Origin of the sequence: Cypionkella sp., from assembly GCF_028290025.1 — a bacterium.
In the GTDB taxonomy this organism is placed as follows: Bacteria; Pseudomonadota; Alphaproteobacteria; order Rhodobacterales; family Rhodobacteraceae; genus Cypionkella.
In genome coordinates this window covers 1-22,744 of the sequence record NZ_JAQGKQ010000066.1, presented here as the reverse complement: position 1 = coordinate 22,744, position 22,744 = coordinate 1, and the positions used below count along the sequence as shown (strand labels likewise).

The 22,744-nt window shown below is 58.5% G+C and carries 24 protein-coding genes and 1 other RNA gene; 12 read left to right on the top strand and 13 right to left on the bottom strand.

Annotated elements, in window-relative coordinates; all coding sequences use genetic code 11:
- The first annotated feature begins 1 nt into the window (after position 1).
- Genes JWS10_RS10970 through JWS10_RS10955 form a run of 4 tightly spaced genes read left to right on the top strand, consistent with a single transcriptional unit; the run spans position 2 to position 4,245 of the window.
- Positions 2-1,933: an ATP-binding protein gene (locus JWS10_RS10970; RefSeq protein WP_299507300.1), complete on the top strand. Its 1,932-nt coding sequence runs from the start codon at positions 2-4 to the stop codon at positions 1,931-1,933.
- Positions 1,934-3,295 (top strand): DUF6638 family protein, encoded by a 1,362-nt coding sequence (locus JWS10_RS10965; protein WP_299507298.1) that lies wholly within the window; start codon positions 1,934-1,936, stop codon positions 3,293-3,295.
- On the top strand, positions 3,292-3,558 hold the full coding sequence (locus tag JWS10_RS10960; RefSeq protein ID WP_299478720.1) for a hypothetical protein: 267 nt from the start codon (positions 3,292-3,294) through the stop codon (positions 3,556-3,558). Before JWS10_RS10965 ends, JWS10_RS10960 begins: the two co-directional genes overlap by 4 nt.
- Before the next feature lie 12 nt (positions 3,559-3,570).
- Positions 3,571-4,245: a DUF1523 family protein gene (locus JWS10_RS10955; protein ID WP_299478723.1), complete on the top strand. Its 675-nt coding sequence runs from the start codon at positions 3,571-3,573 to the stop codon at positions 4,243-4,245.
- A gap of 122 nt (positions 4,246-4,367) precedes the next feature.
- Here the strand turns inward: JWS10_RS10955 and pheT are convergent, their stop codons facing one another.
- Positions 4,368-6,776, bottom strand: coding sequence for a phenylalanine--tRNA ligase subunit beta (gene pheT, locus JWS10_RS10950; RefSeq protein WP_299507296.1), 2,409 nt, complete (start codon positions 6,774-6,776; stop codon positions 4,368-4,370).
- A 66-nt stretch (positions 6,777-6,842) separates the two neighbouring features.
- Here pheT and JWS10_RS10945 point away from each other — a divergent pair, with 66 nt between their 5' ends.
- The gene (locus tag JWS10_RS10945) at positions 6,843-7,097 is read left to right on the top strand and encodes a hypothetical protein (protein ID WP_299507294.1); all 255 of its coding nucleotides are present in this window, start codon (positions 6,843-6,845) and stop codon (positions 7,095-7,097) included.
- 2 nt (positions 7,098-7,099) lie between these two features.
- On the opposite strand, the gene pheS is transcribed toward JWS10_RS10945, so the two are convergent.
- The 6 genes from pheS to pyk form a co-directional block, all read right to left on the bottom strand.
- The gene (gene pheS / locus JWS10_RS10940) at positions 7,100-8,182 is read right to left on the bottom strand and encodes a phenylalanine--tRNA ligase subunit alpha (RefSeq protein ID WP_299507292.1); all 1,083 of its coding nucleotides are present in this window, start codon (positions 8,180-8,182) and stop codon (positions 7,100-7,102) included.
- 66 nt (positions 8,183-8,248) lie between these two features.
- Positions 8,249-9,217: a radical SAM/SPASM domain-containing protein gene (locus JWS10_RS10935; RefSeq protein ID WP_299507290.1), complete on the bottom strand. Its 969-nt coding sequence runs from the start codon at positions 9,215-9,217 to the stop codon at positions 8,249-8,251.
- Between the two features lie 208 nt (positions 9,218-9,425).
- Positions 9,426-9,788: a 50S ribosomal protein L20 gene (gene rplT / locus JWS10_RS10930; RefSeq protein ID WP_299478738.1), complete on the bottom strand. Its 363-nt coding sequence runs from the start codon at positions 9,786-9,788 to the stop codon at positions 9,426-9,428.
- Positions 9,789-9,800: 12 nt separating this feature from the next.
- Positions 9,801-10,001, bottom strand: a complete 201-nt coding sequence (rpmI, locus tag JWS10_RS10925; RefSeq protein ID WP_299478741.1) for a 50S ribosomal protein L35 — start codon at positions 9,999-10,001, stop codon at positions 9,801-9,803.
- 142 nt (positions 10,002-10,143) lie between these two features.
- Positions 10,144-10,368, bottom strand: a complete 225-nt coding sequence (locus JWS10_RS10920) for a hypothetical protein (protein WP_299478744.1) — start codon at positions 10,366-10,368, stop codon at positions 10,144-10,146.
- Between the two features lie 44 nt (positions 10,369-10,412).
- The gene (gene pyk, locus JWS10_RS10915; RefSeq protein WP_299507287.1) at positions 10,413-11,861 is read right to left on the bottom strand and encodes a pyruvate kinase; all 1,449 of its coding nucleotides are present in this window, start codon (positions 11,859-11,861) and stop codon (positions 10,413-10,415) included.
- A gap of 137 nt (positions 11,862-11,998) precedes the next feature.
- On the opposite strand from pyk, the gene JWS10_RS10910 reads away from it, so the two are divergent.
- A complete protein-coding gene (locus JWS10_RS10910; RefSeq protein WP_299507285.1) occupies positions 11,999-12,724 on the top strand; it encodes an N-formylglutamate amidohydrolase in 726 nt (241 codons plus the stop codon).
- A gap of 13 nt (positions 12,725-12,737) precedes the next feature.
- Here the strand turns inward: JWS10_RS10910 and JWS10_RS10905 are convergent, their stop codons facing one another.
- Entirely contained in the window at positions 12,738-13,598 is an 861-nt protein-coding gene (locus JWS10_RS10905; protein ID WP_299507282.1) for a D-amino-acid transaminase, read from the bottom strand.
- A 248-nt stretch (positions 13,599-13,846) separates the two neighbouring features.
- Here JWS10_RS10905 and JWS10_RS10900 point away from each other — a divergent pair, with 248 nt between their 5' ends.
- Positions 13,847-14,806 (top strand): L-malyl-CoA/beta-methylmalyl-CoA lyase, encoded by a 960-nt coding sequence (locus tag JWS10_RS10900; protein ID WP_299507280.1) that lies wholly within the window; start codon positions 13,847-13,849, stop codon positions 14,804-14,806.
- Between the two features lie 195 nt (positions 14,807-15,001).
- Here JWS10_RS10900 and JWS10_RS10895 read toward each other — a convergent pair whose 3' ends face one another.
- A complete protein-coding gene (locus JWS10_RS10895; protein ID WP_299507278.1) occupies positions 15,002-15,835 on the bottom strand; it encodes a GyrI-like domain-containing protein in 834 nt (277 codons plus the stop codon).
- 150 nt (positions 15,836-15,985) lie between these two features.
- On the opposite strand from JWS10_RS10895, the gene JWS10_RS10890 reads away from it, so the two are divergent.
- The 3 genes from JWS10_RS10890 (at position 15,986) to JWS10_RS10880 (ending at position 18,598) form a co-directional block, all read left to right on the top strand.
- A complete protein-coding gene (locus JWS10_RS10890; protein WP_299481505.1) occupies positions 15,986-16,945 on the top strand; it encodes an acetyl-CoA carboxylase carboxyltransferase subunit alpha in 960 nt (319 codons plus the stop codon).
- Between the two features lie 122 nt (positions 16,946-17,067).
- Positions 17,068-17,853, top strand: coding sequence for an AAA family ATPase (locus tag JWS10_RS10885; RefSeq protein ID WP_299507276.1), 786 nt, complete (start codon positions 17,068-17,070; stop codon positions 17,851-17,853).
- Between the two features lie 139 nt (positions 17,854-17,992).
- Complete coding sequence (locus JWS10_RS10880; protein WP_299507273.1) at positions 17,993-18,598, top strand: sterol desaturase family protein; 606 nt, start codon at positions 17,993-17,995, stop codon at positions 18,596-18,598.
- 9 nt (positions 18,599-18,607) lie between these two features.
- Here the strand turns inward: JWS10_RS10880 and JWS10_RS10875 are convergent, their stop codons facing one another.
- From JWS10_RS10875 to JWS10_RS10860, 4 genes are read right to left on the bottom strand one after another with little or no spacing between them, the layout of a single operon-like run.
- Complete coding sequence (locus JWS10_RS10875; RefSeq protein WP_299481512.1) at positions 18,608-18,961, bottom strand: TfoX/Sxy family protein; 354 nt, start codon at positions 18,959-18,961, stop codon at positions 18,608-18,610.
- A complete protein-coding gene (locus JWS10_RS10870) occupies positions 18,958-19,698 on the bottom strand; it encodes a 1-acyl-sn-glycerol-3-phosphate acyltransferase (protein WP_299507272.1) in 741 nt (246 codons plus the stop codon). The genes JWS10_RS10875 and JWS10_RS10870 overlap by 4 nt, the downstream gene beginning before the upstream one ends.
- Complete coding sequence (locus JWS10_RS10865; RefSeq protein ID WP_299507270.1) at positions 19,698-20,600, bottom strand: cell division protein FtsX; 903 nt, start codon at positions 20,598-20,600, stop codon at positions 19,698-19,700. The genes JWS10_RS10870 and JWS10_RS10865 overlap by 1 nt, the downstream gene beginning before the upstream one ends.
- Positions 20,597-21,268 carry an ATP-binding cassette domain-containing protein gene (locus JWS10_RS10860; protein ID WP_299481521.1) on the bottom strand — a complete coding sequence of 224 codons (672 nt, stop codon included), beginning with the start codon at positions 21,266-21,268 and terminating at the stop codon, positions 20,597-20,599. The genes JWS10_RS10865 and JWS10_RS10860 overlap by 4 nt, the downstream gene beginning before the upstream one ends.
- A gap of 162 nt (positions 21,269-21,430) precedes the next feature.
- Between JWS10_RS10860 and JWS10_RS10855 the strand changes: the two genes are divergently transcribed.
- Both JWS10_RS10855 and ffs read left to right on the top strand, forming a co-directional pair.
- Positions 21,431-22,267 carry a zinc-ribbon domain-containing protein gene (locus tag JWS10_RS10855; RefSeq protein WP_299507268.1) on the top strand — a complete coding sequence of 279 codons (837 nt, stop codon included), beginning with the start codon at positions 21,431-21,433 and terminating at the stop codon, positions 22,265-22,267.
- Between the two features lie 61 nt (positions 22,268-22,328).
- An RNA gene (gene ffs / locus JWS10_RS10850) (signal recognition particle sRNA small type) lies at positions 22,329-22,426 on the top strand.
- Positions 22,427-22,744: the final 318 nt, after the last annotated feature.

Sequence of the window (22,744 nt, the reverse complement as noted above, 5' to 3'; positions counted from 1 at the left end):
AATGACCGGCGCGCGTGACACAATGGAACTGCGGGAAGAAACCATCCGCGCGCAGTATGACAGCGCTTTGGCGCTTTTGACCGGGTTCGACCATACGCCGCGATTGGCGAAATCAGCCGTTGTCGAGGCCAAAGCCGAGCGCTCGCCGGGCATCGGAACGCGGCCGATGTTCCGTTCAACCACCCCCGGCATGGTCACCCGCAGCACCGCGCGCCCCGGCGGTGTGCGCGTCATTGAGAGGGTGGAAGCCTTGGGCGACGGCTTGGTGTCGCCGGTGCAAGCCGCCGCCTTGCACAGCCTACGGCGCGGCGTGGCGATTGCTTTGGCCATGGCTGATACTTTTGCAGCGCAGTCTGGGCTGGCCGAACTGAAAAAAGCCAATCTTGAGGGCCGTTTGCCAGATGGGAAACGCAGCGAGTTTACCGAATTGCTCGCGGCCGAAGCGTTGTTGACGCTCTTTACTTTCGCCAACGCCACAGCGTTTTTGGTCTCGCCTTCAATGGGTGCAACGACTGTCGAAGTCGGGGCGGTCGAGGAAATCCTGACAGACAACGCGCCTTTGGCTTTGCAAGGCGCATTGTGGGAATTAGATCAGGATATTGCCCTTCTTGCCAGTGACGAAGCGAGGCTTGTCGCGGTGGTCAGTGCGTTCTGCGAGGCGTTGATGCAGCGTGTGGCCCTGCGGGCGGAGGGCGCGCCGCGCCTGCAAGCCTTTGTGGGCGGCTCGTGGCGGGTCGAAGCGGACGCTCTGTCGATTGCTGGCTTCAAACCCGCGCGTGCTGCCAAGGGCGGCGCGCTGACGATGCAGTTCAAGAAGCCTTTGGAAGTGGTGGGCAACCACATTGCCAAGTATCAAAGTCTGCGTTTGGCTAAAATGCTGATGGCCTATGATTTTGAGCGCAAGCTGAACCCTTTTGCCGAGTTGGGCGGTTTTATCTTCACCTTCATGGGCGATGGAAAACCCGGCACTGGCAAGACCACGCTTATTCAGATGATGGCTGGTTTGCTAAGCGATTACTGCAAAGCCGCAGGCTATCCTTTCCGCTATCAGAACTTTTCAATTGACCAGATCGACTCGTATCAGGGCAAATCGGGTCAGAATGCCAAAGCTTTCATTGATAACGTGCTCGATCCGGGCGTGATTGGCTTTGGCACCATTGATGATATTGACCAAGTCGCTGGCAAACGCGGTGATCGGCAATCCTCGGCGGGGCAACAGGAAGTGACGGCGGTGTTTATGGGTGCCTTTGCAGGTGCCAATACCGTGGTGCGCGGCAATTGCACCTTTGGGATGTTCTCGAATTACCCTGAAAATGTCGATGACGCTTTGCGCCAAAGGGCGGGCGCTCGATTTTTGGTTGATGGTCCGCAAAGCCGCGAGGATTACATCGACATTCTCTCGCTTTTGCTGGGTAAGAACCATTCCATTCCCGTCGGTGGCCATGATTTATTCGCCGCCCAAGAGATTAAGCGGGCGGTCACCGAAAGTTTTGCAGGCTACGCAAAACCGCACGAGGATGGCTTGCTAAGGGTCTGGGACAAGGTGCAGAGCGATCTGGGTGCGCTGGATACACTGGCGAAGTTGGGTACATATTTGAAAGCAATTCAACAAGCAGATGAACGTTTTACCGGCCGCGCGATCAAGAACATCACTGACGCTGTGAAGGTTCGAGCGATGGACTTTGAACTGCCCGATGCCTGGATGGAAAACCCAGATCTGTTCCTTTTTAAACCGTATGACGAAAAGCTGACGATGATTAAGGGGCTGACGCAACCGATCACTGTCGAAATGGTGATCCAAGAAATCAATCGCTACGCGGACAGTGAATTCCGTTATGCTGATAAGTCGGACGAAGTGGCAATTGACGGCATGGTGCGTGATTTCAAACGGCAGGAAGCAGCAAAGCGGCGGTATTCCGAGGGGAAGGCGTAAATGAAACGCCTGATCGAAAAGGGCCTAATGTTTGGCAACCTGATTGAGGTTTCGTCGCCGCAATTGGTTGAGCGATACAATCGCGCGCTAAAGCATCTGATTAACAAAGAGACGACGCTGAAGGACTTCCACATCGACATCTCGGGTTATTCGCCAGAGATCGGTGATGAATTGGGAGATGATCTTTACCTGAACCCGAACGGTTGCAATCGGCAGTTTATCCTGCTGACCACCAGTCAAAAATCGGCCCCGTTGTTGAACATGAAATTCTCGACTGCGCGGGGGATCCTGCAGCAATTTATCGAGGCCAATGAAAGCCAACTTTTTGCGCTGACCGCGCGTGATGCCGTGGCAGGAGAGTTGCAGAACTCTGTCTATGAGGTCGCAAATGCGGCCAAACTGTTGGAAATTCGTCAAATTACCGTCGAGGCAGATACCATTGGCGGCCATGTCGCCGATGCCAGCAAATTGGCCAAACTGATTGACCGTTTCCGCCAAGAGCCCGACGGTTGGCGCGATGATGTGCTAATGGCCGAGATGATCGAGCTTGCAAAAAAGACCGGCGATGTGACGCGGATGCCGATCTATCTACCCGCGATGACTTTCCAACAGCCGAGTTTCTGGACCAGTCATTTCGGCGGGCTCTATGTGTTTCGCGATGTAAAGTTCCCCGGTGTGATCAGCACAAAGCCGCGTCAAGCTCTTGGAAACATGCCGATTTCTCCCGTGATGGACCTGACGCAGCGCAATGCCGTCGCCGAGTGGTTGGAGCGTAACGGCCTTGTCGAACCCATCGTGCAGGCGCGTGGGATGGATGCCGCGGGGGTGTTGCGACAAAAAATGGATTTCGTTTTGGTTGATGCCGCTGAGGCGCTTGATCTGGAAATCGGCGATGCGCGGCGCACCGATTTGCGCAAGATCGCGTATCGTTTGGGAGGGGCGCTGCCGGAGGAATTTCTGGGATTGGCGCAGCTTTTGCGCTGGGTGGAAGGAGCGGGCGATTGGCCCCGAATCACCTCGGAAAATTTGGCGTATTTCTACACTTTGCGGGCGGCACCCGGGCCGGAGCGCGATCTGGTCAACATGCTTTTGGCCGAGTTGGCGCCGATGGATGTGCGCCAGATGTTTATTGTGCATAAGGAATTGTTTTACGCGCAATATGCAACTTGGTCGGAGCGTAAGCGCCAGTATGTCGCCGATTTTCTGGAGCGGGAGTATAAGGTGGATGCCCAAGGCGCGCGGGAAGCGTTGTTTGGGCCGGAGCCTTCTATGGACAATCGGCATCGGCCAGAACCTAAGCCTGCACGCGATTTGGCGGCTGCTGTTGGGCCTTGGGGCGCTGTTACGAGGGGGCAGAGATGATTGGCATCTTGCGGGCCGCAATTCTGGGTTTCATCATACTCTCCGTGGCTTATGTGCTTATTTCGATCTATTCCCGATCGGTTCGGCGAGAGAAGTTGGAAAAGAAATTCGATGCCGGGGGTATCGAGGGCGACCGTGAGAGCTATATCAGGGGCGGGATGCAAACCTATGAAAAGGGGCTGCGCCGTAGGCTGCTCTGGTTGGTTTATATCATCCCGGCGGTGGTCGTTACAGCGACCGTCTATTTTGTTAACTATCAGTAAGGAGCGACCAGAATGTGGACCTATGTGAAGTGGAGCATCCGAATTCTGCTGTTGCTCGTGGTGGCGGGCTTTTTGAATTACACTCTGCCGCAGCACGATGTTGTCAGGATTACAAACACTTACAATCGGCTCACAACGGTTGGGTCCGAGAATTCATGGGCCTATGCGTCGCCGGATGTAGGCACCGGTGAGAGCACTGTGACGCGGGATATTCGCTTCATCGAGGCGGCTTTTCCGGATGGCGATGTCATTGTCTACCGGAATGAGGACACTGGTTGGATCTGGCCGCCTTACTTTAAATATGACAGCTCTAACTTGCAGGCCGAGGCCGGCAATCTGAAATCGGCCGAGACCGCTCCGAAATGGGTGTCGGTGACGCATTACGGTTGGAGGTTGGCTTGGCTGTCGATTTACCCGAATGCGGTTGCTGTGAAGGCTGTGGCGGGGCCTGACGTGCGGATAATTCCCTATGTTAACATCATTGTACTGCTGGCACTGCTGTTTGGGGTGTTCATGTTGCGGCGGATGTGGCTACAATTTTGGGAGCGGATGGTGGAGCCTGCGGTGGCGGACGCGGGCGAAACTTGGGATGGAGTTGAAGCACGTGCCGGAGCTGCGCGGGCACGGGCGGGCGGATTTTTCGGTCGGATTGGGGCTTGGCTGGGCACTTGGCGGCAAAAGCGCTGAAATCTTGGTTAATGCGCTGAAATTACCCGAGTATTTTTAGCTGGAAAACACCCATAAACCGTATGGAAAGCGGCCATACTTTCGATCGGGTGCGGGGTGGTTAACGCCCCGCACCCTGTTGCTTAGCCGCGCAGGCCGCCGCCCGTCGCTTTGCTGACCTTTTCGATGATCTTGTTGGAAACCGCCTCAATATCGGCTTCGGTCAGGGTTTTGTCGATGGGCTGCAAACGCACTGTCAAAGCGATGCTCTTTTTGCCAGCGCCCATTTGAGTCTCAGCCTTGTCGCCAGTGAACTGGTCGAACACCCGCACACTTTCAATCAGCACTTTGTCGGCACCGACGGCGGCGTTCACCGCTGTCAAAGCCTCGACACCCTTATCGACGACGAAGGCGAAGTCGCGCTCGACGGCTTGCAGATCAGACAGCGCGAGCGCTGGTTTGGTCGGGGTTTTGACTTTCGGCATCGGCACGTTGGCGAGCAGGATCGTGAAGGCGACGGCGGGGCCTTTGACACCCATCTCGGCCAGAACTTTCGGGTGAACCTCTCCGAAGCTTGCCATCATATTCGGCCCAAGGCCAATCATGCCGGACCGCCCGGGATGCCACCAAGCGGCGACTTTGCGGTTGATCTGCGCGCGCGCAGGTGCGCCGATGGCGGACAAGACCGCCTCGGCATCGGCTTTGGCATCGAACACATCGACGGGACGGCGGGTGCTGTGGGGGGCACGCGGTGTGCTGAAGCCGATCAGCAGACCGGCGGCTTGCAGATGCTGCTCACCGGGTTCGCCACCTTGGAAGGCTGGGCCGACCTCAAACAGTGCCATATCGGCAAAGCCACGGGCTTGGTTGCGGGCGGCTGCACGGAGAAGACCGGGGAGCAGATCGGGACGCAGATGCGACATTTCCGACGAGATCGGATTGTCGACTTTCACCACATCTGTGCCGCCGCCGAACAGGGTCGCGGCGGTTTGGTCGATGAAACTATAGGTGACGCATTCGTTATAACCCAACGCCGCGATGGTGCGGCGGGCGGTGCGCTCGCGGGTCTGCAATGGGGTCAGGATCGGGCGCGGCACGCCGGGTATGGCGCGGGGCAACGGCTTGCCTTGCAGTTTGGAGAGCGAGGCGATGCGGGCGACTTCCTCGATCAGGTCAGCCTCACCCAGCACGTCTGGGCGCCAAGACGGCGGCGTCGCCATATCGCCGTTCAGGGTGAAGCCGAGCGCTTGCAGCGTCAGGCGTTGTTCGGCTTCGGGAATGTCCATGCCAACGAGGCTGATCACCCGCGCGGGCTTCAATTGATATGCCCGCGTGGTGTCAATCGGCGCACCGTCTTCGGCAATGTCGCTGGCTTCGCCGCCGCAGAGTTCAAGGATCATTTGCGTTGCAAGATCGAGGCCGGGCAGGGTGAACGCGGGGTCAACGCCACGCTCAAACCGATAGCGCGCGTCGGTGTTGATTTTTAGCGCGCGACCTGTGGCGGCGATGGTGATCGGATCCCACCAAGCCGATTCGACGAAAACTTCGGTGGTTTCAGGCGTACAGCCAGAGGCCTCGCCGCCCATCACTCCGGCAAGCGATTCAATGCCTTGATCGTCGGAAATTGCCATTTGGCCAGCGCGCAGGGTATAGGTTTTACCGTCGAGCGCCAAGAAATGCTCGCCACCCTCAGTGGCATGAACGCGGAGTTTGCCATGGACTTTCGCCGCATCGAACACATGCAGCGGGCGGTTCAGCCCGAAAGTGAAGTAGTTGGTGATATCGACCAGCGCCGAGATTGGACGCAGACCGATGGCTTTCAGGCGGTTCGCCAGCCATTCCGGCGAGGGGCCATTTGTCACGCCGCGAATGGTCCGGCCTGCGAAATGCGGGCAGCCCTTGGCTTTTAGATCGGCGGTAACCTCAACCTGCACCGGACTTGCGAAGCCGCCTTTGATCGTGGGGATCGGCAGCGGTTTAAGGACACCGAGACCGCGTGCGGCCAGATCGCGCGCGATGCCGCGCACACCCAAAGCATCAGGGCGGTTCGGAGTGACTTTGACATGGATCATCGGGTCAGCGAGGCCGGGGCGGTTAATGGCCAGCCAATCGGTGAATTTCTGGCCAACCTCACCCGAGGAGAGTTCGATGATGCCGTTATGTTCGTCGGACAGTTCCAATTCGCGTTCGGAGGCCATCATGCCATGTGATTCAACGCCGCGAATCTTGCCGATGCCCAGCGTGACGTCGATGCCGGGGACATAATCGCCGGGTTTGCACAGCACCACAGTGATGCCCGCGCGCGCGTTGGGTGCGCCGCAAACGATCTGCTTTTCGCCCTCATCCGTCAGCACGCGGCAGACTTGCAACTTGTCCGCATCGGGGTGCTTTTCGGCCTGCAGAACTTTGGCAATGGTAAAGGGCGCAAGCTTGGCCAACGGATTCACCACTTCTTCCACCTCTAGCCCCAGATCGGTGAGGGCGTAGAGAATGTCGTCGAGCGGCGACGCGGTTTCGAGGTGATCTTTCAACCAGGACAGTGTGAATTTCATGGCTTGGCCCTTCGGGATTTGTCGCCTGCGGGATTAGCGCATTGGGCGGGAAAGGGGAAGGCGGGAATGGGGCGGGCGCGTGGCGGTGGTTTCCTGTTGGGAAACGGGTTGTCGCTGAATCGGCGTCGTGGCCGCCATAATGTTCTGCAAATGTTCAGCTATACCGCCGGGATGGATCCGATGTTTGAAATTCCAAAGAACCGTAAGCGATTGAACGTCAGCAAGTTGTGCTTGCTGCTGGGGATGACGACGGTGCTATACATGACTGTTACGCATGAGTTTGCGGAGCTGACGGCTGCGATCGCCGGGCCAGCGCCGTAGGTCTACGCGCTTAGGCCACCAGCCAGATCGGGCATATCCAAAGCCGCAAAACCGTAGTGACGCAGCCAGCGCAGATCGCTTTCGAAGAAAGCGCGCAGGTCGGGAATGCCGTATTTCAGCATGGCAATGCGGTCGATACCCATGCCGAAGGCGAAGCCCTGCCATTCATCCGGGTTAACGCCAGCCGCTGACAACACTTTGGGGTGAACCATGCCGGAGCCTAAGATTTCCATCCATTTGTCGCCTTGGCCGATTTTCAGCTGACCACCCTCCCAAGAGCAGCGGATATCGACCTCGGCCGAGGGTTCGGTGAACGGGAAGTGGCTGGCGCGGAAGCGGAGTTCGACCGAGGGTACTTCAAAAAAGGCGCGGCAGAACTCTTCGAGCACCCATTTCAGGTTGGCCATGCTGATGTTGCGGTCGATGGCGAGGCCCTCGACTTGGTGAAACATCGGGGTATGAGTTTGATCCATATCCATGCGGTAAACACGGCCGGGGGCAATCACCCGGATCGGCGCGCCTTGGGCTGCCATCGCGCGGATTTGCACCGGGGAGGTATGGGTGCGCAGAACGTGCAGGGGGCGGGTGTCGCCCTCGGCCCGGTTCATGAAGAACGTGTCGTGTTCCTGACGCGCCGGGTGTTCGGGCGGGATGTTCAGCGCGTCGAAGTTGTACCAATCGGATTCGACCTGCGGGCCTTCGGCGACGGCAAAACCCATATCTGCAAAGATCGCGGTGAGTTCTTCCATCACTTGGCTGACAGGATGGATGCTTCCTTGGCGGCGCGGACGACCCGGAAGCGTCACGTCAAGCCATTCGGAACGCAGGCGCTCATTCAGCGCGGCATCACCTAACGCGACCTTTTTGGCGCGCAAAGCGGCATCAATCTCATCCTTCAGCACGTTTAGCATCGCGCCTGTAGCCTTGCGCTGGTCGGGCTCCATCTTGCCTAAGCCAGCCATCAGCGCCGAAATCTCACCCTTTTTGCCAAGGGCCGCTACGCGCAGATCTTCCAAGCCCGCTTCGTCCGCCACGTTGGCAACTGCGGTCAGGTATTTGGTTTTCAGCGTGTCAGCGGCGTCCATAGCAGTCTCCGGTATTCGTGCGGTTTGTGCTAGCGGCGCGGACTTGAGAATGCAAGGGTTGACGACTTAGGCGAGGGCGCTGGCGACCTGCTGAGGGGCAACATAGCGTTGATAGACGCTCTGCATTTTATCGCGCCATTTCGGATCGTTCATCCCGCTGCCAGCCGTGCAAGTGGCGCAGGGGCCGGATTTTGGACCATTATGCACCAAACCGCGACGCCAAGCGGCGGCCTTTTCGGAAAAGAAGATATCGAAAATTGAGGCAGACCGGCCAAGGTTGCCGATGACATTCTTGGCATGCTCGGGACGATCGCTGCGGATATGGCAGCAGGGAACGACATTGCCGTTGAATCCCATATGCAGGTGCGAAAACACAAAAGTGCAGGGATCGGTGCGGACTTTTTCCGGCGACAGGTCGGGCAGCAGCCCGCCGCGATCATTGCCGTGTTTGGTAAAATTGATGGCGCGAGTTTCCATCTCCAGTCGTGGCGTGGCAAATTTCGCGACGATGATCGAGCCGGGATTGACCGAGCTATACTTGACTTGCAACCGGGTGCGGTGGGCAATTTCGGAGATCCGGTTCAGCACATAGCGATCATCATAAACATCGCCGCGCTGCGTATGGATTGAGACATGCAGGTAATTCAGCCCCGCATCGGCCAGGTCGTTGACGTATTCCGGGGTCAGGTAATCGCCGTTGGTGTATATCATCAACCGAGCTTTCGGCAGAGCACGGCGCGCCTCGGCAATGCGATCTAAAATGGCGCGATCATAAAGCGGCTCGTTATAGCTGTTCAGAACGAAAGCATGTTCGAAATCAACCTCGGCCAAGCCAGACAGCAGCCGATCATAGATGGTTTGCTGAATGTGAACGTTTGGCCCCAACCTGTCGCCAATAACGTTCGGGCAGTAATCACAACGTCGGTTGCAGTAGGAATGCGTCTCAACCTCGATCCGCTTAACCGATTTTTTGAACAGGTCGCGTTGAAGGACGAGGTCCGTCTGAGCCGCATACATTTCTCGGCCAATATACACGGCAAACCCTTTCAACTACACAACTATACGATAATTTTGCCTGCTTCGGCCGATTACCACAACCGTATTCGCGTGGCAGACGCGAGATTGTCGAGTCGAGGCGTGGAAATGCCCGTTGGGTGCGCGGTTCATGATAAGGGCAGCGGCATAAATAACAAAAACCCCGCACTATGGCGGGGTTTTTGCAGTAATATCTGTGTGGCTTAGCTTACGCCAAAGCTGCCTTGGCTTGTGCTGCGATAGCGTTGAACGCTTCGGGCTCGTGCACTGCGAGGTCGGCCAGAACTTTACGGTCCACTTCGATACCGGCTTTCGCCAGACCGTTGATGAAACGCGAATAGGTGAACTCTACATCAAACAGGCGCACTGCGGCGTTGATCCGTTGGATCCACAAAGCGCGGAAGTTACGCTTGCGGTTCTTACGGTCGCGCGTTGCATACTGTTGAGCCTTATCAACGGCTTGCGTAGCGGTGCGGAAGTTCGTGGAACGGGCGGCGTAATAGCCAGCCGCCTTCTTGATCACCTTGCGGTGGCGGGCGTGCGTAACTACGCCGGATTTAACGCGGGACATCGGGTGCTCTCCTTACCGGTCGTAGGGCATGTATTTCTTGACGATTTTCGCGTCGGACGGGCTAAGCAACATAGTGCCAGTCGCGTCACGAATGAATTTCGTCGTGCGTTTGATCATGCCGTGGCGTTTGCCGGCGACGCCAGCTTTCACCCGACCGGAGGCCGTGAAGCTGAAACGCTTCTTCGCCGCCGACTTGGTCTTCATCTTGGGCATTTCCATCTCCGTGGTTTCAGGCGGGACTCGGCATGCCACGTAGGCCGGTCTCGCGGGATATTCGAGTAGGTGCTATAGGCGGGCTAAGGGCAGGGTGCAAGGGGCAATGCGCCCTAATATTGCCTAAGCCGCTATGGCAAGGTTATTTGATCACGTCTGCAAAGACCTGCACGAAGATATGCGGGATCTGGTCGAACCTGTAGCCGCCGGGCTTTTGCGTCATTGCAATCACTAGGAGTACACCGCCAATAAGCACCATGATGGCCCCAGCGCGCGGCGGGCGGCTTTCGGAAAAAGCCGCCAGCAGCGAGGGAATAGCCAAAGCGCAGATAATGATGCCAACTACAAGAAATTGATCATTGCTCATACCGACTACCTTTGAAAGCGGACCAACACAGGCCCGCGTTCAGGTTACTCTGGCTCGCTGAAAGAAATCAACCTTTCGTCGCAAGGCGCGACGCGCAAGATATTGGTAGTGCCTTTGACGTTAAACGGCACGCCAGCGGTGACGACGATCATGTCTTCGACCGCAGCGAAATCGTCTTCGCGCGCAATCTTGACTGCGGCCAAAACGGCGCCCTTGAAGCGGTCTTGCGGCGGGGTGATGGCGCAGTGAAGACCCCATGTCAGCGACATGCGGCGCGCGGTGGACATCAGCGGCGTCAGCGCCAAGATCGGCACCTGCGGGCGTTCGCGCGAAACCAGTGCGGCGGTGGTGCCGGTCTGGCTAAAACACGCAATCGCCTTGATGTTGGTGGCCTCGGCGATCTCACGCGCGGCGGCGACGATGCCGTCTGCGGTGGTTTCGCGGCGCACTTGTCGTGACGCTTCGATGACCTGACGATAGGTCGGGTCTTTTTCTACCGACATCGCGACGTTATTCATCGTGGTGACAGCTTCAATCGGATACTTGCCCGCAGCCGATTCGGCCGAAAGCATCACAGCATCCGCACCCTCATAGATCGCGGTGGCAACGTCCGAGACTTCGGCCCGCGTTGGCACCGGGGCTTCGATCATCGATTCGAGCATTTGGGTTGCAACGATCACCGGCTTCGCGGCCGCACGCGCACCACGCACGAGGCGTTTTTGGATCGGCGGCACCGACGTGACGGGCAGTTCAACGCCCAGATCGCCACGTGCAACCATGATGCCATCCGAGACCTGCAGTATCGCGTCATAGGCTTTCACGGCGGCAGGCTTTTCGATCTTCGACATAATAGCCGCACGACCGCGCGCCAGTTGCCGAGCCTCAATCACGTCTTCAGGCCGCTGCACGAACGACAATGCCAGCCAATCGACGCCAAGTTCGCAGGCAAATTCCAGATCTTCACGGTCTTTCGCGGACAGCGCGGCCAGCGGTAGCACCACGTCAGGAACGTTGACGCCCTTACGGTTGGAAATTACACCACCGACTTCAACCACACAGTTGGCGAAGTCTTTGCCGCAAGTTTTAACCCGAACGCGGATTTTGCCATCGTTGACCAGCAGGCTTGCACCTGGCTCTAATGCGGCGAAAATCTCAGGATGCGGCAGTTGCACACGCACGGCGTCACCGGGGGCGCTGCTCAGGTCCATGCGGAAATCTGCACCCTCTACCAGTGTCTCACCCGCGGGATTGGCGAATACGCCAACACGGAGTTTTGGCCCCTGAAGGTCGGCTAGAATGGCGATTGGGCGGCCAGTGTCAGACTCTACCTGCCGGATGATGGCGTGGCGAGCGGCCTGTTCGGCATGGCTGCCATGGCTCATGTTCAAGCGGAACACGTCGGCCCCTGCCTCAAACAGCGCGCGGATCATTTTATAGTCGCTGGAGGACGGGCCCAGAGTGGCCACGATCTTTACGTTCCGAAGGCGTCTCATGCCTTGTTCCTTTTCGTCGCATATATTTTTCGTGGTGGGCCGTGCGTCTTATGGAACAAACCGACGCGCGGGGCAACTGGCGGTTTTGGTAGCGGTAGCATAAACAGAAGACGTTGATGATTTGTGACGGGAATAGCATGGCTTTTTCGATTTCGGGCGAGAATAGGCCGGGGCGCTGGTTGGTCACTTGCGATCACGCAACCAATCGGGTGCCGGATGATCTGGGCGGCAGCCTGGGGATCAGTGATGCCGATATGGCGCGCCACATCGCCTATGATGTGGGCGCTGCTGGTTTGGCGCGGGCCTTGGGCGTGGCGCTGGACAGCCCGGTGATTTGCTCGGACTTCTCTCGGCTGGTGATTGATCCGAACCGTGGCGAGGATGATCCGACGCTGGTGATGAAGCTGTATGACGGCACAATCATCCCGGCCAATCGGCATGTTGGCGCGGTGGAAACAGAGCGGCGGCTGGAGACGCTGTATCGCCCCTATCACGCCGCCTATGCGCGGCTGGCGGCACGGCAGGCGGACACGGTGATTTTGGCGATCCATTCGTTCACGCCATGCCTGAAGGGACGCGCGGTGCGGCCTTGGCATGTTGGCGTGCTCTATAGTCACTTGGATGAGCGGTTTTCCAAGCCACTGATCGCGCGGCTTTTGGCTGAAACCGATCTGTGTATTGGCGACAATGAACCTTATGCGGGCCATCTTCCGGGCGATGCGATTGATATGCATGCCTTGCAACCGGGACGGCATAACACATTGATCGAGCTGCGGAATGATCTGATCGGCAGCGAGGCGGAACAGGTGGCGTGGGCAAGTCGGCTCGCACCGATTTTGACGGAAGTTTTGGCCGGGTTGTAAGCCCGGCCAAATATCAGACTGCTGCCTTGCGCATTTCGTCGAGATAAATCTCACGCAGACGGGCGACGATATGGCCGGGTTTGCCCGTGCCGATTGCCGCGCCGTCAATCTCTACCACCGGCATCACGAATGCCGAGGCCGAGGTGATGAATGCTTCGTCGGCCGCTTGGGCCTCAGCAATCGAGAACGCGCGTTCTTCGACTTCCATCTGCGCCTCAACCGCAAAACGCAGCACCGCCGAGCGGGTTATGCCGTGCAGAATGTCCGAGGAAAGCTGACGGGTGATGATCTTGTTGCCCTTGACGATATAGGCGTTGTTCGAGGTGCCTTCGGTCACCAAGCCATCTTCGACAAACCAACTGTCATCAACTCCGGCTTTCTTGGCGGCCATCTTGCCCATCGAGGGATACAGCAGCTGCACGGTTTTAATATCCCGACGCCCCCAGCGGATATCGGGGATTGAGATAACTTTGAAGCCGATCTTGGCTGCGGGATTGTCGGCCAGCCCCGGTTTGGCTTGGGTGAACAGCACCACCGTTGGAGTTATATCATCGGAAGGATAGGCGAAATCGCGGTCGCCGGGGTTGCCACGGGTGACTTGTAGATAGACCATGCCATCGCCGATTTCGTTCAAGGCGACCAACTCGCGGTGGATCGCCAGCCATTCAGTGTCGGTATGCGGGTTTTGCATTTCCAGCTCCGACAGGCTGCGGGCAAGACGGATGCAATGGCCGCCAAAGTCGATCAGCTTGCCGTCCAGCACTGAGGTGACTTCATAAACCCCATCGGCCATGAGGAAGCCACGGTCGAAGATGGAGATCTTCGCCTCAGCCTCGGGGAGATAGTCGCCGTTGAGGTAAACCGTTCTGGTCATGTCGTGTCCCCACAAATCCGCGCCGGGCGGGTGAATGCCTGCGTTCAAAGCGTGCAGGGCTGTGAGGGGTTTGAGACAGAAGCGGCGGGTCGTCAAGATCACTGTGCGATGAGGGCGGCATGATGCGGCGAAGGCGGGTTTCGGCATCGTAGTGCGATATTGCTGCGAGTGCGAATGAGGCTTGTGGGGGATTGCGCAACAATATACCTCAAAGCCAATTATTTTGGAAATATACTTGCGAGGTCGCCATGTCCTTCCGTCTGCAACCCAGCCCCCCGGCGCGGCCCAATCGCTGTCAATTGTTCGGCCCGGGTTCGCGCACCGCTCTGTTTGCCAAAATGGCGGCGTCGGCGGCGGATGTGATCAACATTGATCTGGAAGATTCGGTCGCGCCGACTGACAAAGACCAAGCTCGCGCCAATACGATTGAGGCAATCAATACGCTGGATTGGGGCAAGAAAACTCTCTCGGTGCGGATCAATGGGCTGGATACGCCCTATTGGTATCGCGACGTGGTTGATCTGTTGGAGCAATGCAGCGACCGGTTGGACATGATTATGATCCCCAAGGTCGGCTGTGCGGCGGATGTTTATGCCGTTGATGCGCTGGTCACTGCGATTGAGCGGGCCAAGGGCCGCTCCAAGCCGGTTGCGTTTGAGGTGATCATCGAATCGGCCGCAGGTATCGCGCATGTCGAGGAAATCGCGGCATCTTCGCCTCGTTTGCAGGCGATGAGCCTCGGGGCTGCGGATTTTGCTGCCAGCATGGGAATGCAGACCACCGGCATCGGCGGGACGCAGGAAAATTACTACATGTTGCACGATGGCGTGCGGCATTGGTCCGATCCTTGGCATTGGGCGCAAGTGGCTATTGTGGCTGCTTGTCGTACGCATGGCATTCTGCCAGTGGACGGGCCGTTTGGCGATTTCAGCGACGATGAGGGTTTCCGGGCCCAAGCCCGCCGAGCAGCAACTTTGGGCATGGTGGGCAAGTGGGCCATACACCCCAAGCAAGTGGCGCTGGCGAACGAAGTGTTCACTCCATCAGACGCCGCGGTGGCAGAGGCGCGTGAGATTCTTGCAGCGATGGCGGATGCGAAGGCACGCGGGGAGGGTGCTGCGGTTTTTAAGGGGCGTTTGGTCGATATTGCTTCGATTAAGCAGGCGGAAGTGATCGTAAAGCAGGCGGAAATGATCGCTACCGCCTAATATATTTGCGCCAAAAAGATTTGTTGACTCGTTGTAAATGTGTCGCCAGTGTGACCCAACGGCATGCGACAGTATGCCCCAAGCTACCCGCGCGGCAAAGGGAGAGGAGGCCCGATGCCGCATCAACGGGAGGATGCACGCCCCGTGGTAAACCCACGGGGCTGTGCTGTTTTTGACAGAGTGTTACGCCTGGATCTAAGCCAGCGGTAGGCAGATATCGGTCAACAATTCTTCCGGCGCTGTGTCCATCGGGGTATTGAGATAAACCTCAAACACCGGGCTATCTGCGGGGGTTTCGCCTGATTGCGGCAGCCAGTTGCGGTAGAGCTGATCGTAAGCAGCGGGCAGGCCGGAATAGGGGCCCTTGAAGCGCAGCACTGCATGGCGACCGTTTGGTAGATGAACCTCCTCTAGCGGGTCTTCGATTGCACCTGACGCAATTTCAAAGCCCGCATGGCTGGACAGATCGGCCACGGCCACCGCCGAAGGGTCGTCGTAATATACACCCACCATGCCGCCACAAGCGCCGAGCAATTTGCGCGCGGCAAGCACAGCGCCGCCCTTTTCAAAGGCACGGCCAATGTCGGTGTAAGCGCCCCTATGCGGCATTGCGGCCAGTCTGCGGGTGGGTTCTTGGCGGATTTCAACATCATACATCAAAGGCTCTCCTGTTCTGAATAAAGGCAGTAAGGGTCGCAACTCGCCTTTGGCGCGGAAGGTGGCCGGGGGCACACCATAGCTGTCGGCAAAGCTGCGGGTGAAGGAAGCAAGGTTCGGATAGCCGACGGCGCGGGCAATCTTGGCCAAAGGCGCTTTTGTCTGCACCAAAGCCACAGCGGCGCGATACATCCGCATCCGCCGCACGGCTTGCGAGGCGGTCTCACCCATCAGCGCATGAAACACGCGGTGAAAGTGAAACCGCGACAACGCGGCGACATCGGCCATCGCATCCAAGCTGAGATCCCCGGCGGGGTTGTCGTGGATGTAATCCAACACGCGGATCATTCTGGTCTCGTAGTTGTTGGCCATTCTATCCGTCCTTGCTTGCATCGCCCTGATGCCATGCCAGACTATCGCAAATCTTGCGAATGTGCGGGGCTGCGCTTGGATGTGCCTCGTCGGTTGCATTTTCTGCGTTGCCCGGCCATATAGGAAGCCTTGCCCGAGATGGAGTGCTCGATGAACTACCTCGAATTCGAGAAGCCTTTGGCCGAAATTGAAGGCAAGGCGGAGGAGCTTCGCGCGATGGCGCGGACTAATACGGGAATGGATGTCACCAGAGAGGCCGAGCAGTTGGACCGCAAGGCGGATCAGTTGCTGAAGGATCTGTATAAGGATCTGACGCCTTGGCGGAAATGTCAGGTGGCACGGCATCCCGAGCGGCCTCATTCCAAAGACTACATTGAGGTATTGTTTCAAGAATATACCCCGCTGGCGGGCGACCGGGGGTTCTCGGATGATCACGCGGTGATGGGCGGGCTTGCACGGTTCAACGACACACCGGTGATGGTGATCGGGCACGAGAAGGGCAACGACACCAAGTCGCGGATTGAGCGCAACTTTGGCATGGCGCGGCCTGAGGGCTACCGCAAAGCTGTCCGGTTGATGGATATGGCGCATCGGTTTCGTCTGCCGGTCATCACGCTGATCGACACTCCCGGCGCTTATCCGGGCAAGGGTGCGGAAGAACGTGGGCAGGCTGAGGCGATTGCGCGATCAACCGCGAAATGTCTGGAGATTGGCGTGCCGTTGATCTCGGTTATCATCGGTGAGGGTGGGTCTGGCGGGGCGGTGGCGTTTGCTACGGCGAACCGGATCGCGATGCTGGAGCATTCGGTTTACTCGGTGATCAGCCCGGAAGGCTGCGCGTCGATTCTTTGGAAAGATGCCGAGAAGATGCGGGAGGCGGCAGAGGCTTTGCGGCTGACGGCGCAGGATTTGCAGAAACTGGGCGTGATTGACCGCATCGTGAAAGAGCCGCTGGGCGGGGCGCAGCGCGGCAAGAAAGAGACCATCGAGGCGGTCGGCAAGGCGATTGAAACCATGCTGAAAGAGCTGTCGGGTAAGAAACCTGAGGCTTTGATCAGGGATCGGCGGCAGAAGTTTCTTGATATGGGCACTAAGGGTTTGGCGGCCTAATTTAGGTGTCCACGTGTGGGCACTGATGGCGATTAAATAGAATCAATGGCTTACGGTCGCAGGTTAACGATGCATTAACACTTGCTGCACCATGCATTAACGGAGCCAGCAAGGTCACCACCATGAGCCGCAAACGCACCGGAACCAGTCTGCCGCCGCCGTTCCTGAAACGTATCAGCCTGTTGCCCGAGCGGATGGCAGGGCGAACGCAATATCCGTTCAACCTGCCCTGGCTGACCGATCCGGGGTTTGAGCTAAATTTCACGGCCGCCATCACCATCATCGTCGGCGAAAACGGCACTGGAAAATCCACGCTTATCGAGGCGATTGCGGCGTTGAGCGGGTATGACGAGGCGGGCGGCGGTAAGGGCTATCGCCCCGTCGATCACTCGGATGCGATTGATACCAGTGGCGGCGCGCTGGGCGAGGCGTTGCGGGCGGCTTGGTTGCCGAAAGTCACCAACGGTTGGTTTTTCAAGGCGGAGTCTTTCTTTAGTGTGGCGCGCTATCTCGACGAAGCGGCCCGGGATGACGGTGGCCCGCCGCCGGATTATCTGTCGGAAAGCCATGGTGAGGGGTTCCTGCGTTTTTTTGAGGAACGGTTGTCGCGGCAGGGCATCTATTTTCTCGACGAACCGGAATCTGCGCTGTCGCCGAAGCGGCAGTTACAGCTTTTGCGTATTTTGAGCCGCATTCAGGCCGAGGGTCGCGCTCAGGTGATAATGGCAACCCATTCGCCGCTGCTGATGGCGCTGCCGGAAGCGCAGGTGTTGGAAATCAGCAAAGCCGGTATCGCCCCAACCGACTATCGGCAGACGCGTCATTTCAAGTTGTATCAAGCTTTCACAGCTGATCCCGCAGGCTTTATTGACGACGCCATTGCGGAACACGACTCGGGCCCGTTTTAGCGCGGGCTTCGGCCGCTGTGCCGCCAAAATGCGATCTGACGCGGCGGGCTGGATTTTTCATCTGATCTCTGCAAGAGTAACAGCGTCATGACAGCCGATGCGTCCCGCAGAGCCATCGGCATGAAGGCAGGCGGCAGTTATGGACCCTAACGCGACGCAGACCCATCCGTTCTGGCAAAGCGCCCGCAAAGCTCGTGCGAAGTTTTTGCAGATGTTCACTTCGGAAATGCCTGCGTGGGCGTTTTTTCTGGATTTTTTGGTGTATCCGCCACTGATTTTGCTCTGCCTGTTTTGGGCATTTGCGCCCGGCGGTGGAGCGGAATCTTTCATCTTAATTGCGCTGGGCCTATTGGTCTGGAGCCTTTCAGAATATCTGATCCACCGCTTTGCCTTCCACCATGCGCCGTTATTGCAGCCGATCCATATGGCGCATCACCAAGCGCCGCGTGATTTGCACGGTACGCCGACTCTGGTGACGGTACTGGTGTTTTATGTGCTGCTGTATTGGCCGCTGACCTTGCTGATGCGCACTGCGTGGGCGGCGGCGCTGACAGCGGGGGTGCTGATCGGATATCTGGCCTATGTCGGCGTGCATTACATCGTGCACAATAAGGGCAGCGGCGGGCGGGCTTGGTTGCGCCGTCTCATCCGGCTACATGCGGTGCATCACCGTGATCTTCAACACAATTTTGGCGTGACTACGCCACTGTGGGATTGGGTTTTTGGCACGCTTGCCAAGCGCTAGCGAGACGGATTATTTGGCCGTTTTCGCGGCTTTATTCGCCTTCACCGCTTTTGGCTTTTTCGGTTTTGGCGGCGGTGCGTCAGCGGCCACGGCGCGCAGAGCGCGGGCGCAGAGGTCAGGATCATCAAGGGCTTCGGAGCCGATGATATAATCTTTGCTGCCGGGGTAGGCGGGGCCACGCTCGGCTTCGGGCAGAATGGCGTTTGCGCCGGGGGTGGGTTTGATGAACAACGTGTCATCGCAGATGAAGGCGACGACGATGCCGTCGAGGTAAAGCGCGTATTCGCCGAACATTTTCTTGACGGTAAGCGTCAGCGGGATGGTGTCGAGCATATGCTCTATCGTGGCGGTCGAGGTGCTCATGGATAGCCAGCCTCTTGCATCAGGGCGTTTGACGAGGCTTCCACCTGCGCCTCTAGCAGCGACATGAACGCGGTGTTGGACAGACCCGGCGGGATGGCTGGCAGAAAATCGACCACGCCTAGACCTCGGTGCCGCAGAATACCGCGCTTTGGCCAGAACAGGCCGACATTGGTGCCAACCGGCACGCAGGGTTGACCCAACTGGCTGTAAAGTGCTGCGGTGCCGATTTTATAGGGCAGCGCTTCGCCGGGTGCGACGCGGGTGCCTTGGGGATAGATGATCAACTGGCCGGGACGGGCGAGGCCAGATTTCACCTCCGCCATCATTTGGGTGATTGCAACGCCGCGTTTGCCGCGATTGACCGGAACGCAGCCGATGCGCAAGGCGTACCAACCAAGGATCGGCGCGAAGCGGAGTTCGGCTTTCATGATGAATTTGGCGCGGGGCAGGGCACCGTAGATCAGGATGATGTCGAGAAAACTTTGGTGCTTGGGCGCGATCAGCACCTCGCCCTGAGGCACCTCGCCGCGAATTTCGGTGCGCAGGCCGCAGATGATGCGCAGGCTAAACCGCACCCAAGCGCAGAAGGCATGGCAGGCGGCGACAGCGCCGTCGCGATTAAGCAGGGCGTAGGGCAAATAGACGATGCCGAGCACCAGCATTGACAGATACATCTGCACGATGAAGATCAGCGACAGCAGCCATTGGATCGGGCCTGATGTGATCGGTCTGGGCATCAGGTGAGCTCCCTCAGTTTGCGAAACGCGGCGGCGCGGGTGGCGATAAACGCTACCACGGCCATCAGCGGCGGCAGCACCAAGGGATAAAGCCAGCTTAGGCCCTGAAAGCCAAGTCCGGTCAGGAAACCGCCTGCCGTATCGGTCGAAGGCAGCAGGGCCACGCCGATCATGCCGACTAAGGTGCCCGCAGCAGCTCCGGTCAGGGCGCGCAAAGTGAAACGGCGCACGAAGGCGCGGGCGATATAGGCGTCGCGCGCACCGACTTGGCGCAGCACCCGCACCACCTGCGCATTGGCGGCGAGGGCTGCACTGGCAGCAAGGGTGATCATCGCGGCGGTGGCGGTGCCGATCAGACCGATTGAGAGGAGACCCAACAGGCGGAGCCGTCCCGCAGCCACGGCGAGCGGTCTGCGCCAACGGGTGTGATCATCGAGCACCGCTCCGGGGGCTTCGGCGGCTAGACGTTGGCGCAGACCTTCGCCGTCATAGCCTGAGCCGGTTTCGGTGAGTTCGATCAAACGCGGCAAGGGCAGCGCGTCGATCGGCAGGTCAGGGCCAAACCACGGTTCCAACAATGCGCGCTGCTCGGCATCGGTCATGGCGCGGGCGGTGGCGATACCGGGAGTCGTGGACAGGATCGCCAACACCGCATCGGTTTGCAGTTGCATCTGATCTTCGGGCGCAGAGAGCCGCACGGTGGCGGTGCGTTCCAGCGCATCTGACCAGCGATCTGCCAAGCGTCCTGCCGCCAGCGATAATGCCAGCGCGAACACCGCGAGAAACGCCATAGCGCCCGCTGTGAACGAGGTCAGCCATGCGGTGTGGCCAGACGGCGGCACCACACGGTCGGCTTGCCGGTCTGCGCGCCGGTCTGGCACGATCAGCGACATCAGGCTCATAGATCGGCCCCGGCGAGTTGCACCCGGCGCTTGGAAATCCGCAGCACGCGCGCGGCGACTTGGGCTTTGGCCTGCCGGATCAGGTTCAGATCATGCGTGGCGATCAGCACGGTCTTACCCATCCGGTTCAACTCGACCAGCAGGGTCAGCAGCCGCAGCGACATTTCCCAATCAAGGTTACCCGTGGGCTCGTCTGCCAGCACAACATCTGGCCCAATGATAATGGCCCGCGCCAAAGCCGCGCGTTGACGCTCACCCCCCGACAGCGCAGGCGGTTTGGCATCGGCCAACTGCCCCAAGCCAACCCAACCGAGCAGATCGGTCAAATCCTGCGGGGTTGAGGTTTTGCCCGCAACCGTCAGCGGCAAAGCCACGTTGGCGGCCAACGGCAGATGATCGAGGAATTGGCAATCTTGCTGCACCATGCCGATGCGGCGCCGGGTCAGCGCAATGTCATCGCGGCTTAGCGAGCGCACCTCACGGTCGAACAAGCTGATGCGACCGGCGCTGGGCAGCAGTTCTCCATAGCAGAGTTTCAGAAACGTCGATTTGCCAGCCCCTGATGGGCCGGTCAAAAAGTGGAAGGAACCGGGGGTAAGCCGCAGCGAAATATCGGACAGTAATTCGCCCCCACCGTAGCTGTAGGCCACATTGTCGAAGGCGATCACCGGGTTTCATCCTGTTTGGGTCGTATTGCGTTGCACCATTGCCCAAGGTGGCAACGGATTCAATCACTTCGGTCCAAGTTTTGCCACAAAGGCTTCCAGAATGTCGGCTTCATTGCTACAAGTTCTCAGCCTGCCAATCAGAAATGACTCCGGACCCCAAAAATGCGTCTAGTTTGCCCAAATTGCGATGCGGAATATGAGGTAGATGCGACAGCCATTCCGGATGGCGGGCGCGATGTGCAATGCTCGAACTGCGGCCATGCGTGGTTTCAGTTGCCACCCGAGCAAGAGGCCGAGATGGCAGCGGAAGAAGCGCTGTTTGATGCGCCACCGCCAGTTGCGGCCTTGGATGTACCCGATAGTGACGCGGAGCCGGACCTATCAGATAGCCCGCCGCCGCCCGAAACCGACAATGAGGCGGTAGCGCCGCCGCCCGGCCGTGAACCCATGCAGCGCAGCATTGACGAGAGCGTGCTGGCGGTGTTGCGCGAAGAAGCCGAGCGTGAGGTTCAGGCGCGCAAGTCCGAAGCTCCGCTGCGGGAGACGCCAGTGATCGAAAGCCAACCGGATTTGGGCTTAGACTCTCCGGGCCTCGCGGGGGCTGCGGCGCGGCGACTGGCTCGGTTAAAGGGTGAGCCAGAGGTCGCAAGCAAACCGCAGACCCGGCGTGAAATGCTGCCGGAGATCGAAGAAATCAACTCGACCCTGCGCGCCAGCAGCGAAAAACGAGCGGGCGGAGCTGGCGTCGTTTCGCAAACCATCGGGGATGATGCGGCAAAGAGATCCAGTTTCCGTTCGGGGTTCGCGCTGGTGCTGGTGCTCGCAGTGATTATTTTGGTGACCTATGTGATGGCCCCGAAATTGGCACTGCAATTTCCAGCGGCGGCAGGCGCATTGCAGGTCTATGTGGCGTCGGTGGATGCGGCCCGGCTGTGGATGGACAGCATGTTGAAATCGGCAATCAGCTTCCTGCACGGGCTTGCGGGCGGTCGATCCTAAGCCTTGGCGTTGTGTTGCGCTAAGCCTTGCGAATCCGATTGCGCAGCCTTATATCGTGAGTTGAGAGGTTGGCGCGGGTAAGCGCCTCGCCAACCCGGTCAGGTCCGGAAGGAAGCAGCCGTAACGAGCCCCGCTTGGGTCGTTGTCAGCCTCTCACCTTTATCCCCTTCATCATCTGTAGTTTTGGTTGTTCGCTCGCGCTGAAATATGCGTTTGCGCCGGCTTGATTTGGTCGATGGTTTAAGCCGTCAGGACGCCCAATTTCAGCGTAAGCGGAGGGACTGGGTTGATGCGTAGTCAGGCTGCGGGTAGAAAGCGAGAAACACCGCATTGCAGTTGAGCCTGACCAAGCGGGTCTTGCTGAACTGCTTTGCCACGCTTGGCGCAGCCACACTCGGAATTGGAAGTCTTAGACCATGAGCACACAAAACGTCGCGTTGATCGTGGGGGCGACCGGGCTTTCCGGCAGCTATACAG

Bases quoted from the DNA above. Each gene is read 5' to 3' on its own strand.
- pheS (WP_299507292.1), bottom strand. From the start codon at position 8,182: ATGGACGCCGCTGACACGCTGAAAACCAAATACCTGACCGCAGTTGCC.
- pyk (WP_299507287.1), bottom strand. From the start codon at position 11,861: ATGAGACGCCTTCGGAACGTAAAGATCGTGGCCACTCTGGGCCCGTCC.
- JWS10_RS10970 (WP_299507300.1), top strand. From the start codon at position 2: ATGACCGGCGCGCGTGACACAATGGAACTGCGGGAAGAAACCATCCGC.
- JWS10_RS10895 (WP_299507278.1), bottom strand. From the start codon at position 15,835: ATGGCCAACAACTACGAGACCAGAATGATCCGCGTGTTGGATTACATC.
- rplT (WP_299478738.1), bottom strand. From the start codon at position 9,788: ATGTCCCGCGTTAAATCCGGCGTAGTTACGCACGCCCGCCACCGCAAG.
- JWS10_RS10890 (WP_299481505.1), top strand. From the start codon at position 15,986: ATGAACTACCTCGAATTCGAGAAGCCTTTGGCCGAAATTGAAGGCAAG.
- JWS10_RS10885 (WP_299507276.1), top strand. From the start codon at position 17,068: ATGAGCCGCAAACGCACCGGAACCAGTCTGCCGCCGCCGTTCCTGAAA.
- JWS10_RS10855 (WP_299507268.1), top strand. From the start codon at position 21,431: ATGCGTCTAGTTTGCCCAAATTGCGATGCGGAATATGAGGTAGATGCG.
- JWS10_RS10955 (WP_299478723.1), top strand. From the start codon at position 3,571: ATGTGGACCTATGTGAAGTGGAGCATCCGAATTCTGCTGTTGCTCGTG.
- JWS10_RS10905 (WP_299507282.1), bottom strand. From the start codon at position 13,598: ATGACCAGAACGGTTTACCTCAACGGCGACTATCTCCCCGAGGCTGAG.
- JWS10_RS10965 (WP_299507298.1), top strand. From the start codon at position 1,934: ATGAAACGCCTGATCGAAAAGGGCCTAATGTTTGGCAACCTGATTGAG.
- JWS10_RS10960 (WP_299478720.1), top strand. From the start codon at position 3,292: ATGATTGGCATCTTGCGGGCCGCAATTCTGGGTTTCATCATACTCTCC.
- JWS10_RS10880 (WP_299507273.1), top strand. From the start codon at position 17,993: ATGGACCCTAACGCGACGCAGACCCATCCGTTCTGGCAAAGCGCCCGC.
- rpmI (WP_299478741.1), bottom strand. From the start codon at position 10,001: ATGCCCAAGATGAAGACCAAGTCGGCGGCGAAGAAGCGTTTCAGCTTC.
- JWS10_RS10900 (WP_299507280.1), top strand. From the start codon at position 13,847: ATGTCCTTCCGTCTGCAACCCAGCCCCCCGGCGCGGCCCAATCGCTGT.
- JWS10_RS10875 (WP_299481512.1), bottom strand. From the start codon at position 18,961: ATGAGCACCTCGACCGCCACGATAGAGCATATGCTCGACACCATCCCG.
- JWS10_RS10920 (WP_299478744.1), bottom strand. From the start codon at position 10,368: ATGAGCAATGATCAATTTCTTGTAGTTGGCATCATTATCTGCGCTTTG.
- pheT (WP_299507296.1), bottom strand. From the start codon at position 6,776: ATGAAATTCACACTGTCCTGGTTGAAAGATCACCTCGAAACCGCGTCG.
- JWS10_RS10945 (WP_299507294.1), top strand. From the start codon at position 6,843: ATGGGGCGGGCGCGTGGCGGTGGTTTCCTGTTGGGAAACGGGTTGTCG.
- JWS10_RS10865 (WP_299507270.1), bottom strand. From the start codon at position 20,600: ATGAGCCTGATGTCGCTGATCGTGCCAGACCGGCGCGCAGACCGGCAA.
- JWS10_RS10870 (WP_299507272.1), bottom strand. From the start codon at position 19,698: ATGCCCAGACCGATCACATCAGGCCCGATCCAATGGCTGCTGTCGCTG.
- JWS10_RS10910 (WP_299507285.1), top strand. From the start codon at position 11,999: ATGGCTTTTTCGATTTCGGGCGAGAATAGGCCGGGGCGCTGGTTGGTC.